Raw genomic sequence first — 12,164 nt, forward strand, 5'->3', positions numbered from 1 at the left:
CATGTCCCTCGCCCGTGGTTACGCCGCCCATTCACATACCGCCCCGCTGGTGCCCTACGCGTTCGAACGTCGCGCGGTCGGCCCGGACGACGTGCGCATCGAGATCCTCTACAGCGGCATCTGCCATTCCGACCTCCACCAGGCCCGCGATGACTGGGGTGGCTCGATCTACCCGATGGTGCCGGGCCACGAGATCATCGGCCGGGTGACCGAAGTCGGCAGCAACGTCACCCGCTTCAAGATCGGCGACCACGCCGGCGTCGGCTGCATGGTCGATTCCTGCCGCCACTGCGACGCCTGCCAGCACGACCTGGAGCAGTACTGCGCCGAGGGTGCGACCTGGACCTACAACGGCCGTGAACGCGAAACCGGCGCGCCGACCTACGGCGGCTATTCCGACCACGTGGTGGTCGAGCAGCGCTTCGTGGTGAAGGTGTCCGACACCCTCGACCTGAAGGCGGCCGCACCGCTGCTGTGCGCCGGCATCACCACCTGGTCGCCGCTGCGCCACTGGAAGGTCGGTCCGGGGCAGAAGGTGGGCGTGATCGGTCTCGGTGGCCTCGGCCACATGGGCGTGAAGTTCGCCAAGGCATTGGGCGCGCACGTGGTGATGATCACCACCACGCCGGAAAAGGGTGCCGACGCCAAGCGCCTGGGCGCCGATGAGGTACTGGTCTCGCGCGATGCCGCGCAGATGAAGGCGCACGCCGGCAGCTTCGACTTCCTGCTCAACACCATCCCGGTCGGCCATGACACCAACCCGTACATGGGCCTGCTCAAGCGCGAGGCCACCATGTGCCTGGTCGGCGTACTGACCGAACTGGACCCACCGCTGACCGGTGGCAGCGTGATCTTCGGCCGCAAGCACCTGACCGGCTCGGCGATCGGCGGCATGGCCGAAACCCAGGAAATGATGGACTTCTGCGCCGAGCACGGCATCGTCAGCGATGTCGAGATCATCGACATCAAGAACGTCAACGAAGCCTGGGAACGCATGGCGAAGAACGATGTGCGCTACCGCTTCGTGATCGACATGGCGACGATGAAGGACGCCGCCTGATCCAACGCAGATGTGGAAATGAAAAACCCCGGCAATGCCGGGGTTTTTCTTCTGGTAGTGCCGGCCGCTGGCCGGCAACCCCGCATGACGATCAGTACGCGAATTCGCGGAACACCGGATCGACGTCGCCGTGCCAGCGGCCATGGAACAGCGCCAGCTTGCGCTCGGCCGGGGTCAGGCCGGACTCGACGATCTCCTGCAGCACGTCCAGGAACTTGCTCTCGTCCTGGCCGTCGGCATTGCGCGCCGCGCGGCGCTTGAGGCCTTCGACGGAAATCTTCACCGCTTCCCGGGCCAAGTCGCGAACCGTGCCATTGCGGAACGGCAGGTTCATCGCATGCTTGGGCACGCCATCGCGCAGCGCATGGCGCTCGGCCAGGGTGAAGTCATGAACCAGGTCCCAGGCAGCATCGAGTGCGGTGTCGTCGTACAGCAGGCCGACCCAGAACGCGGGCAGCGCACACAGGCGGCTCCACGGGCCGCCATCGGCGCCACGCATTTCCAGGTACTTCTTCAGGCGCACTTCGGGGAACGCGGTGGTCATGTGGTCCGACCAGTCGCGCAGGGTCGGCAGCGCACCCGGCAACACCGGCAGCCTGCCCTGCATGAAGTCGCGGAAGCTCTGCCCGCTGGCGTCGTGGTAGATGCCATCGCGGTAGGAGAAATACATCGGCACGTCGAGCAGGTAGTCGACATAGCGCTCGTAACCGAAGCCATCCTCGAACACGAAGTCGAGCATGCCGGTGCGGTCGGCGTCGGTGTCGGTCCAGATGTGCGAGCGGTAGCTCAGGTAGCCGTTCGGCTTGCCTTCGGTGAACGGCGAGTCGGCGAACAGCGCGGTGGCGATCGGCTGCAGCGCCAGCGACACGCGGAACTTCTTCACCATGTCCGCTTCGGTGGCGTAGTCCAGGTTCACCTGCACCGTGCAGGTGCGGGTCATCATGTCCAGGCCCAGCGAGCCGACCTTGGGCATGTACGAGCGCATGATCTTGTAGCGGCCCTTCGGCATCCACGGCATTTCATCGCGCTTCCACTTCGGCTGGAAGCCCATGCCGAGGAAACCCAGCTGCAGTTCGCCGGCCACCTGTGCCACTTCGTTGAGGTGGGTGCCGGTCTCCACGCAGGTCTGGTGGATGGTCTCCAGCGCCGCGCCGGACAGTTCCAGCTGTCCGGCCGGTTCCAGCGTCACCGAGGCACCGTCGCGCAGCAGCGCGATCGTGTTGCCGTTTTCCTGCACCGGCTCCCAGCCGAAGCGGATCAAACCGTTGAGCAACGCTTCGATGCCGCGCTCGCCCTCGAACGTCGGCGGGCGCAGGTCATCCAGGCGGAACCCGAACTTCTCGTGCTCGGTGCCGATGCGCCACTGCGCGCGGGGCTTCTCGCCGGAGGCGATCACCTCCACCAGCTGCGAGCGGTCGGTAATGGGGGTATCGGCGACGTGGCTGGGGCTCGACAAGGGGAAGGCTCGCTGGACGGTGGCGGGGGATGTGGGGCTCGCGGCCTTCCATCGCAAGGGCGCACTATAGCGTGGCACCCCGTTGCGTCATGCGACGGTGACGGGTTTCAGCATCCTACCGACGCCCTCTTGACCCTCGTACACTCAGCGCATGAGCCGCCATTCGCGACACCCCGAACTGCACCGCTCCGAGCGCGTCGGCTGGCTGCGTGCCGCCGTGCTGGGCGCCAACGATGGCATCGTCTCGGTGGCCGGCCTGGTGGTCGGCGTGGCGGCCAGCGGCGCCTCCGCTGCCACCCTCCTCGCCACCGGCGTGGCCGGCACCGTGGCCGGCGCGATGTCGATGGCCGCCGGCGAGTATGTCTCGGTGCAGACCCAGGCCGACACCGAAGCGGCCGACCTGGCCATGGAAACACGCGAACTGCGCGAAGACCCGCACAGCGAGCTGGAGGAACTGGCTGCGATCTACCGCCACCGCGGCCTGGAGCCTGCATTGGCCCGGCAGGTGGCCGAACAGCTGACCGCCCACGATGCACTGGGTGCCCACGCCCGCGATGAGCTGGGCATCACCGACACCCTGCGCGCGCGCCCGCTGCAGGCGGCGCTGGCCTCGGCCGGTGCGTTCACCTGCGGAGCAGCGCTGCCGGTGCTGACCGCCCTGCTCGCGCCGGTCGACAAGGTCGCATTGATGACCACTGCCAGCACCCTGCTCGGCCTGTGCCTGACCGGCGCGGTGGCGGCCCGGGCCGGGGGCGCACCGCCTGTGCGCGGCGCGATCCGGGTGATGTTCTGGGGCGCGTTGGCGATGGCTGCGGCGGCCGGCGTCGGTCGCCTGTTCGGTGCCCAGGTGTCATGACCGGCATGCTGCCACCGGCCACCGCGGTGCTGGCCGAGATGGCCAGTCTGGCCGGCTGCGGGCACGCCGAGGGCTACGCCTGCATCACCGCGCGCCGCGAGCATGGCGCCAGTTCGGTAGAGGTTCCGCAGCCGCAGTTCGCGATCCTGCTGGAAGGCCGCAAGCAGGTGCGCACTGCACGCCAGTCGCTGACGTTCGTTCCCGGCGACATCCTGCTGCTGACCCAGCGGTGCCGCATCGACGTGGTCAACACCCCTGATCCCTGCAGCGGCCGCTACCTCAGTGCCATCGTGCCGCTCTGCGCCGAAGTGCTGGCGGCGGCGCGTACGCTCTGGAACGAAGAGCTTCCCGCGCCGGGCCCGGCGATGGCGCGGCTGCCGTTGATCGAACATGCCGTGGTGCTGCGCCAGTGGCGGCAATCACTGCAGGACGGGCGTTACAGCGAAGCGCGACTGGCCCTGGCCTCGCTGGTGCTGACCCTGTGCCGCCAAGGTCATGGCAACCTGCTGCTGCCGCAGGCGCCGAGCCTGAGCGAACAGATCCGCGACCGCATCGCCGCCGAACCGGCACGCGACTGGCAATCACGTGATGTGGAAGCGCAGTTCGCGCTGAGCGGCGCCACCCTGCGCCGCCGCCTCGCCGCCGAAGCCACCAGCCTGCGCCAGCTGCTCACCGAGGCGCGGTTGGCGCATGGCATGCAGCTGCTCTACACCACCGACCTGCCACTGAAGACCGTCGCCGCACGCGCGGGTTACCGGTCTGCGGCGAGTTTCAGCAAGCGCTTCGCCGAGCAGTACGGACTGGCTCCGACCGACATTTGAGGGGGTTCGGCAGGGCTGCGCCCTGCACCCGCCGAAGCGAGTGCAAGAGCCGGAGCAACAGCAACAGCGTGCTATCCGTGGGATGGCGGGGCGGTGCCGGAGTGCGGGGACGCCGCAAGTACGTCCCTGTAGGCTTGGCAGCCGCATCCATGCGGCTGACACCCCGCACTCCGGCACCGCCCCACCTGCGACAGGTTCACTCGGCTGTTGGTAGGTGTCGACCTTGGTCGACACATCTGTCAGATATCGAAATCGATCTGGGGTCAGATCCGTTTTCCTGCGGAAAACGGATCTGACCCCAAGAGCATTTCCAACAGATCGCGGAAAACTGTCGAAGGCGGGGTGGGTCCGGTTGCGGGAGTGTCCGCGGCATGGATGCCGCGGCCAAGCCCCCATGGACGGGTTTACGGGGTCTCCCGCAACCGGACCCACCCCGCCATCCCACGGATAGCCCGCTGTTGCTGTTGCTGTTGCTTCGGCCATTGCCGTTGCCTCTGCGGGTGCAGGGCGCAGCCCTGCAGACAACCCCCCCTCCCTGAGCATTCCGCGCAGCGGATTGAGCGCCGCGCACACGCCCGTCACGGCACGCTGGCACCACGGAATCACCCGTTCACCGAGAACCGCCATGACCCTGCACCCCCTGCCGCTGCGCGGCGCCCTGCTGCTGGCCCTGTCCTCCCTGCCGCTGGCTGCGCTGGCCGAAGCTACCTCGCCCGCGCCCACCCAGCAGGTACCCGGCGTCTACCACCAGCGCGTCGGCACCTTGCAGGTCACCGCGCTGTTCGATGGCGTGGTCGCGCTGGGCCGTCAGGAAGTGGTGGATGTGCCAGCGACGCTGGTCAGCCGCCTGCTGGAAGGCCGCTACGTACCGGAAGACAAGAAAGGCCTGCAGACCGCGATCAACGCCTTCCTGGTGCGCCAGGGCAACCACCTCACCCTGGTCGACACCGGCACGGCGCAGTGCTTCGGCCCCGGCCTGGGCCAGGTGCTGGGCAATCTGCGTGCCTCCGGCGTGGACCCGTCCGAGGTGGATGAGGTGCTGCTGACCCACGCCCATCCGGACCACCTGTGCGGCGTACTCGACGCACAGGGCAAGCCGGCCTACCCGAATGCCACGGTGTGGCTGTCCAAGGCGGATGCCGATTACTGGCTCAACCCGGCCAGCGAGGCCACCGCGCCGAAGGGCGTGCGCTTCGCCTTCCCGCTGGCACGCAACGCGGTGGCGCCGTATCAGGCCAGCGGCCACCTGCGCACCTTCAGCCCCGGCGATGCCCTGCCCGGTGGCGCGGTAGCGATGGATACCCATGGCCATACCCCCGGCCATGTCTCCTACCGGTTCGACAGCCAGGGCCAGTCACTGCTGGTGTGGGGCGATGTGCTGCACTTCCACGCGGTGCAGTTCGCGCATCCAGAGGCGGCGTTCGAGGCCGACTCGGACCGCAAGGCGGCCATCGCCAGCCGCCGGAGCCTGCTGCAGCAGGCCACCGCCCGCGGCTGGTGGGTGGCCGGTGCACACCTGCCGTTCCCGGGCCTGGGCCACGTGCGCAGCGAAGGCCAGGCGTATGCGTGGGTGCCGGCGGAGTATTCGCCGTTGTGAGGGTGTGCCGACCAAGGTCGGCACCCACCCGATCGGGTAGCGCCCGGCTGCCAGCCGGGCGACCGGAGAGCCTTATTCCAGCCCCAGCCAGCCGCCGATCACGCCGCGGGCTTCGTCCACGCCGGTGCGGTCTTCGCCGGAGAACACCTGCACGCTGACGCTGTCGCCATAGGCCGAGTGCAGCTCCTTGCGCACCTTCTGCAGCGTCTGCATCTGCTGGCTGCGGCTGAGCTTGTCGGCCTTGGTCAGCAGCGCGTGCGCCGGCAGGCCGCGCTGCACGGCATAGGCCAGCATCTGCCGGTCGTAGTCCTTCAGCGGATGGCGGATGTCCATCACCACCACCAGCCCCTTCAGGGCCTCCCGGGTGCGGAAATACCTGTCGATGAAGGCCTGCCAGTGCGCCTGCAGGTCCAGCGGCACCTTGGCGTAGCCATAACCGGGCAGATCGACCAGGTGCGCGTCCGGAGTGATCTGGAAGAACACCAGCTGCTGGGTGCGGCCGGGAGTCTTGGAGACACGGGCCAGGGCGTTCTGGCGGGTCAGCGCGTTGAGCGCACTGGACTTGCCGGCGTTGGAGCGGCCGGCGAAGGCCACTTCGGCCCCTTCATCGGGCGGCAGCTGCCGCACGTTGTGGGCCGAGAGGTGGTAACGGGCGCGTTCGATGAGCAATGACATATGCCTAGGATCGCATGTTGCGGCGCCGCGCGCCCGTCCCGGCGGCCCGTGCCGGCATTTTTGCTGCACTGCTGCGTTGACCGTGCGCGGAAACGGCGTTGATAATCCGGGCGATGCCGGCCGCCATCGCCCGGCCCGGTCCATACGGAGCTTCAGCATGCGCCACGCTCGCGTTCTTGCCGTATCCGCCCTTGCCACTGCCGTAGTCGTTGCCGCCGCTGCGTTCGCGCAGACCACGTTGACTCCGCTGCCCGACAACGGGCCGATCCGCACCGCGTCGCTGGAGGTGGACTTCAGCAAGACCCACTGGGGTGATGCCAAGGCCGGCCAGACCAAGGCGACGGCCTGTGCGGCCTGCCATGGCGCCGACGGCAATTCCACGGTGGAGATGTATCCGTCCATCGCTGGCCAGAGCGAACGCTACGTGGCCCAGCAGATGGCCCTGATCGCCAATGGCCAGCGCAGTTCCGGCGCCGCGGTGGCGATGGTGCCGTTCGTGCAGAACCTCACCCCGCAGGACATGCGCGATATCGGCGCCTACTTCGCCACGCAGAAGGCCAACGCGGGCATCGCCGATGACACGGTGGTCACCGACGGCCCCTACAAGGGCATGAAGTTTTACGAGATCGGCCAGCAGCTCTACCGCGGTGGCGATGCCAAGCGTGGGCTGCCGGCCTGCATGGCCTGCCACGGCCCCAGCGGTGCCGGCAATCCCGGCCCGGCCTATCCGCACCTGGGTGGGCAGCACGCCAGCTATGTCGCGCGCCGCCTGCAGGAGTACCAGGCCGGCCAGACCAACGAGACCGACAAGGCGCACTTCCAGATCATGGCCACGGTCGCGCAGAAGCTCAGCGAGCAGGAGGTGCAGGCCCTGTCGAGCTACCTGCAGGGCCTGCACAACAAGGCCGACGATGTGGCCGCTGCGGCCGCGCCGACACAACCGGCTGCCGCCCCCTGAGCACCACTGGTCGGCCGGGGCCGCGACGTCGGCCCACGGCTGCGGTATGTTTCCTTCACGCCGGCGGCTGCGCCGGCGTTGCTTTTTTCAACGGAGATGCGTGTCAATGAGGTTGATTTCCCGCCTGCTGTTGTCCGTGCTGGTGCTGCTGCCGCTGGCAGCCTGCGCCGCCACCCCCGCCAATGCCCCGCTGGTCGAGGGCAAAGACTACGAGCGCATCGCCCAGCCGGGCCCGTTCCAGCCGCTGGCCGGCAAGATCGAGGTGGTCGAAGTCTTCGGCTACACCTGCCCGCACTGCGCCCATTTCGAACCGCAGCTGGAAGCCTGGGCGGCCAAGCTGCCGGCCGACGTGCGCTTCACGCCGGTCCCGGCGGCCTTCGGTGGCGCCTGGGATGCCTGGGCACTGGCCTACTACGCCGCCGACGAAGTCGGCGTGGCCAAGCGCAGCCACGCTGCCGTGTTCAAGGCCCTGCACGAGCAGGGATCGCTGCCGATGCAGAACGTCTCGGCCGATGAGCTCGCCACGTTCTACAAGGCCTACGGCGTGACCCCGGACCGCTACCTCCAGGCGCTGCGCGGCGATGCCGTGCAGAAGAAGGTCGAGGCCGCGCGCGCGTTCGCCCAGCGCACCAAGGTGCCGGGCACCCCGGCCATCATCATCAACGGCCAGTACCTGGTGCGCGGCAACAGCTTCGACGACCAGCTGCGCATCGCCTCGGCGCTGATCGCCCAGGCCCGCGCCGCCCGCGGCCGCTGAACCAACGCCCACCCTCGACACGGCGCTGTCGCCGCCGCATGTCATCATTTCCCCCTGGCTGGCGCCTGGCGCCGGCCCCACCTTTCCAGATGCTGGAGACGTTTCCATGAAGATCCGTTACGCCCTCGCCCTCGCAGCGCTGCTGCCGATCCTGGCTGCCTGCAAGGCTGATGACGGCAGCACCAACACCACCGCGGCCCCGGCCGCACCGGCCGCCGCCCCGGCCACCCCCGAACCGGCCGCTGCGCCGGCGGCGGGCAGCGAAGGCGCCGCGCCGGCTGCCGCCGAAGGCGACAAGGTCCCGGCCGAAGCGACTCCGGCCGCCGCGCCGGCCCCGACCACCGCCGCGCTGACCGGCCCGGCCCCGGTGGAAGGCGCCGATTACCAGGTGATCCCGAACGGCCAGCCGTTCCAGCCGGCCGCCGGCAAGATCGAAGTGACCGAGATCTTCGGCTACGTCTGCCCGGCCTGCGCCGCGTTCCAGCCGCTGGTCGGCCCGTGGAAGGCCGGCCTGCCGAGCGACGTCAACTTCGTCTACGTGCCGGCCATGTTCGGCGGCACCTGGGATGACTATGCCCGTGCGTTCTACGCCGCGCAGACCCTGGGCGTGCAGGAAAAGACCCACGAAGCGCTGTATGCCGCCATCCACTCGCAGAAGACCCTGAAGGGTGAGCGCGGCCGTGATTCGGTGGAAGACATCGCCAAGTTCTACGCCGCCTATGGCGTGGATCCGAAGCAGTTCGCCGCCACCATGGGCAGCTTCGCAGTGAACGCCAAGACCAACTCGGCCAAGCAGTTCGCCCAGCGCAGCCAGATCAGCGGCACCCCGTCGATCATCGTCAACGGCAAGTACCTGGTGAAGGGCAAGAGCTTCCCGGACATGCTGCGCATCGCCGACCACCTGATCGCCCGCGAACGCGGTGCGGCCCAGGCTCACTGATCCAAGAGACGCATTTCCCGGCCGTGAATTCCCCCCGTACACGGACCCTGCGCTTGCTGACGGCCAACATCCAGGCCGGCTCAAGTACCCGCCGCTACAGCGACTATGTGACCCGCAGCTGGTCACATGCGCTGCCGGCGGGTCGCAAGCGCAGCAGCCTGGACGCGATCGCCACCCTGGCGCGCGACCATGACATCGTCGGCCTGCAGGAGGCCGACCCGGGCAGCCTGCGCTCGGGCTTCACCAACCAGACCCACTACCTGGCCCAGCGCGCCGGCTTCAACTACTGGAGCCACCAGCCGAACCGGCGCATGGGCGGCGTGGCGTCCAGTGCCAATGGCCTGCTGAGCAAGCTGGAACCGGTGGAAGTGCAGGACCATGCCCTGCCCGGCCGCATCGGCGGGCGCGGCGTGCTGCTGGCCAAGTTCGGCGACGGTACCGATGGCCTGGCGGTGGCGGTGGCGCATCTGTCATTGGGCGCGGGCTCGCGGATGTCGCAGCTGGGCTTCATCGCCGAGCTGCTGTCCGACCACCCCAACGCGGTGCTGATGGGCGACTTCAACTGCCTGGCCGAACGCCCGGAAATGCAGGTGCTGTACCAGAAGACCCGGCTGCAGCCGCCCGGCTGCATCGTGCCGACCTTCCCCAGCTGGCGCCCCGATCGCGCCATCGACCACATCCTGGTCAGCAGCGGACTGCTGACCCGCACCGTGGAAGCCGTACCGGCCGCGTTCTCCGATCACCTCGCCCTGGCGATGCAGATCGACGTCCCGACCGACGCCCTGCGCTGAACCGCCGCCCTGGTAGGTGCGGACCGTTGGTCCGCACGCTTCGCACCGGCCGCCGCCTGGCGCCCCCTAAATCAGGGCATAAACGACTTAATCCCCTCCGTCCCCTTTTTTCAGGCGGTGACGGGCGCCTTCAGGCGCCGCGCGGTCATCGTGCTGCCCACCGAGGCCAGCACCGTGCAGCCGATCGCCAGCCACTGCAGCCCATGCAGGTGTTCGTGCAGCAGCAGCATCGCCCACAGTGCGGCCACCGCCGGCTCCATGCTGATCAGGATGCCGAACGTCTCCTTCGGCAGGCGCTTGAGCGCCATCATTTCCAGCGACATCGGGATCGCGCTGGAGACCAGCGCCACCAGCAGGCCGGCGGCCAGGATCTTTGGGTCCAGCAGCGCCGCGCCGGCGTGCACCACGCCCACCGGCACCACCACCAGCGACGCCGCCAGCAGCCCCAGCGACACCGAATGCCCGGCGTGCAGGTGGCCGGCACGCTTGCCGAACACGATGTACAGGCCCCAGCACGCCGCAGCACCCATCGCATACAGCACGCCGGCCGGATCCAGCGCCGGGCCGCCGCCGATCGGCAGCAGCAACAGCAACCCCACCGCCGCACAGCCCACCCAGAGGAAATCGATCGGCCGCCGCGACGACAGCATCGCCACCGTCAGCGGCCCGGTGAACTCGATGGCCACCGCGATGCCGAAGGGAATCGTACGCAGGGCCATGTAGAACAGCAGGTTCATCAGGCCCAGGGTGAGCCCGTAGCGCAGGATGGTGATCGCATCCGCGCGGCCGGTCTTCCAGCGCCACGGCCGCCAGAACAGCAGCAGCAACAGGGCCGAGAAGCCCACGCGCAGCGCGCTGGTGCCCTGCGCGCCGATCAGCGGGAACAGGTGTTTTGCATAGGAGGTGCCGATGGCCAGCGAGGTGACCGAGCCAAGCACCGCCAGCGCCGGTAACATCGGCGCGAGTCGTGGGGTCTGCATGGGCAAAGTCTATTGCGCCGGCGCCGAGCACTTGGCTCAATTGACGGCCCGTTCGTGCAACTTCTGCTCGCCATGGCCACCGCCCCCGTGCTCGACAGCTTCGACCGCGCCATCCTCGACCTGCTGCAGCGGGACAACACCCTGCCGCAACGCGAAATCGCCGAGGCTGTGCACCTGTCCGCGCCGGCCGTGCAGCGCCGCATCAAGCGCCTGCAGGACGGCGGCGTGATCGCCGCCAACGTGGCGGTGGTCGACGCGGCCAGGGTCGGGCGACCGCTGACCATCATCGTCGAGGTGCGCGTGGTCAGCGAGCAGCGCGACCGCGTGGCACCGTTCAAGCGCCGCGTGCAGGACGACCCGGCGGTGCAGCAGTGCTACTCGATCACCGGCGATGGCGATTTCCTGCTGCTGGTGTCGGCCGCGTCGATGGAAGAGTACGAGGCAATCACCGAGCGGCTGTTCGGCGCAGATGACAACATCGAGCGCTTCCGCACATCGGTGGCGCTGGGCACGTTGAAGCGCAGTTTCGAGGTGCCGCTGGCATGACATCCGCTGATTCCCCCTCTGCGGCCCGCCGCCTGCGCCGCTGGCTGCTGCGCGGCCTGTGGCTGGCCGTGGCCCTTGTTGCGGTGATGGCGGTGTGGAACAGCCCGTGGGCGGCCGCACCGAAGATGCTGTGGACACTCTCGCGGATGCCGCCGGCCACCGGACTGCCGGTGCCCGTGGACGGCGTCAGACCCGGGCAGATCGCCGATACGTTCGGCGCACCGCGCGGTCGCGACCGCTCCCACGCCGGCATCGACATCTTCGCCAGGCGTGGCACCCCGGTGCGCAGCGCCACGCCTGGCGTCATCGCCGACGTCCGTGAGGGTGGCCTCGGCGGGCGCCAGGTGTGGGTGATCGGGCCCGGGCGCGAACGCTACTACTACGCGCATCTCGAAGACTGGGCGGAGGGCCTGGCGCGCGGCCAGGTGGTCCAGGCCGGCGACCTGCTCGGCCACGTCGGCGACAGCGGCAATGCCAAGGGCACGCCCCCGCATCTGCACTGGGGCATCTACGGCACCGACGGTGCCCGCGATCCGCTGCCACTGCTGCGCTGACCCCAACTGTTGCGTCGGGCTCTGCCCAAGCGCCTTCCTCGTTCAGGATTTGTAAATAGGAATAGTTCGTATTAACATTTCTTTCGTTTCCGGTGGTGCCAGGACGGCCTGCCCGCCCTTCCCCTACCCGTAGCGCCTCGCCTCCTGGATGCCGGCCGAGCGCGCGTGCTCGC

13 protein-coding genes are annotated in these 12,164 nt (G+C 68.7%); 10 read left to right on the plus strand and 3 right to left on the minus strand.

Going from position 1 to position 12,164, the window contains the following annotated elements; translation table 11 throughout:
* Nucleotide 1 precedes the first annotated feature (1 nt).
* Nucleotides 2-1,060 (plus strand): NAD(P)-dependent alcohol dehydrogenase, encoded by a 1,059-nt coding sequence (locus tag LRM18_RS12625; protein ID WP_270954748.1) that lies wholly within the window; start codon nt 2-4, stop codon nt 1,058-1,060.
* Nucleotides 1,061-1,151: 91 nt separating this feature from the next.
* On the opposite strand, the gene LRM18_RS12630 is transcribed toward LRM18_RS12625, so the two are convergent.
* On the minus strand, nt 1,152-2,516 hold the full coding sequence (locus tag LRM18_RS12630) for a glutamate--cysteine ligase (RefSeq protein WP_182067992.1): 1,365 nt from the start codon (nt 2,514-2,516) through the stop codon (nt 1,152-1,154).
* Between the two features lie 151 nt (nt 2,517-2,667).
* Here LRM18_RS12630 and LRM18_RS12635 point away from each other — a divergent pair, with 151 nt between their 5' ends.
* From LRM18_RS12635 to LRM18_RS12645, 3 genes are all read left to right on the plus strand, one after another.
* A complete protein-coding gene (locus tag LRM18_RS12635) occupies nt 2,668-3,372 on the plus strand; it encodes a VIT family protein (RefSeq protein WP_057495007.1) in 705 nt (234 codons plus the stop codon).
* The gene (locus tag LRM18_RS12640; RefSeq protein ID WP_270954749.1) at nt 3,369-4,193 is read left to right on the plus strand and encodes an AraC family transcriptional regulator; all 825 of its coding nucleotides are present in this window, start codon (nt 3,369-3,371) and stop codon (nt 4,191-4,193) included. The genes LRM18_RS12635 and LRM18_RS12640 overlap by 4 nt, the downstream gene beginning before the upstream one ends.
* A gap of 625 nt (nt 4,194-4,818) precedes the next feature.
* Nucleotides 4,819-5,790: an MBL fold metallo-hydrolase gene (locus LRM18_RS12645; protein WP_049466468.1), complete on the plus strand. Its 972-nt coding sequence runs from the start codon at nt 4,819-4,821 to the stop codon at nt 5,788-5,790.
* A 72-nt stretch (nt 5,791-5,862) separates the two neighbouring features.
* On the opposite strand, the gene yihA is transcribed toward LRM18_RS12645, so the two are convergent.
* On the minus strand, nt 5,863-6,465 hold the full coding sequence (gene yihA / locus LRM18_RS12650; RefSeq protein WP_049466467.1) for a ribosome biogenesis GTP-binding protein YihA/YsxC: 603 nt from the start codon (nt 6,463-6,465) through the stop codon (nt 5,863-5,865).
* A gap of 157 nt (nt 6,466-6,622) precedes the next feature.
* Between yihA and LRM18_RS12655 the strand changes: the two genes are divergently transcribed.
* From LRM18_RS12655 to LRM18_RS12670, 4 genes are all read left to right on the plus strand, one after another.
* Nucleotides 6,623-7,423 carry a c-type cytochrome gene (locus LRM18_RS12655; protein ID WP_270954750.1) on the plus strand — a complete coding sequence of 267 codons (801 nt, stop codon included), beginning with the start codon at nt 6,623-6,625 and terminating at the stop codon, nt 7,421-7,423.
* Nucleotides 7,424-7,529: 106 nt separating this feature from the next.
* Nucleotides 7,530-8,180 carry a thiol:disulfide interchange protein DsbA/DsbL gene (locus tag LRM18_RS12660; RefSeq protein ID WP_049466462.1) on the plus strand — a complete coding sequence of 217 codons (651 nt, stop codon included), beginning with the start codon at nt 7,530-7,532 and terminating at the stop codon, nt 8,178-8,180.
* A gap of 106 nt (nt 8,181-8,286) precedes the next feature.
* Nucleotides 8,287-9,120 carry a thiol:disulfide interchange protein DsbA/DsbL gene (locus LRM18_RS12665; RefSeq protein ID WP_154331188.1) on the plus strand — a complete coding sequence of 278 codons (834 nt, stop codon included), beginning with the start codon at nt 8,287-8,289 and terminating at the stop codon, nt 9,118-9,120.
* 23 nt (nt 9,121-9,143) lie between these two features.
* Nucleotides 9,144-9,911, plus strand: coding sequence for an endonuclease/exonuclease/phosphatase family protein (locus LRM18_RS12670; protein ID WP_049466458.1), 768 nt, complete (start codon nt 9,144-9,146; stop codon nt 9,909-9,911).
* 110 nt (nt 9,912-10,021) lie between these two features.
* On the opposite strand, the gene LRM18_RS12675 is transcribed toward LRM18_RS12670, so the two are convergent.
* A complete protein-coding gene (locus tag LRM18_RS12675) occupies nt 10,022-10,891 on the minus strand; it encodes an EamA family transporter (protein WP_270954751.1) in 870 nt (289 codons plus the stop codon).
* 72 nt (nt 10,892-10,963) lie between these two features.
* Here LRM18_RS12675 and LRM18_RS12680 point away from each other — a divergent pair, with 72 nt between their 5' ends.
* A complete protein-coding gene (locus tag LRM18_RS12680; RefSeq protein ID WP_049466454.1) occupies nt 10,964-11,437 on the plus strand; it encodes an Lrp/AsnC family transcriptional regulator in 474 nt (157 codons plus the stop codon).
* The gene (locus tag LRM18_RS12685; RefSeq protein ID WP_057495001.1) at nt 11,434-11,991 is read left to right on the plus strand and encodes a M23 family metallopeptidase; all 558 of its coding nucleotides are present in this window, start codon (nt 11,434-11,436) and stop codon (nt 11,989-11,991) included. Before LRM18_RS12680 ends, LRM18_RS12685 begins: the two co-directional genes overlap by 4 nt.
* Nucleotides 11,992-12,164: the final 173 nt, after the last annotated feature.

It is taken from the genome of Stenotrophomonas sp. PI_27 (genome assembly GCF_027854495.1).
In the GTDB taxonomy this organism is placed as follows: Bacteria; Pseudomonadota; Gammaproteobacteria; order Xanthomonadales; family Xanthomonadaceae; genus Stenotrophomonas; species Stenotrophomonas pavanii.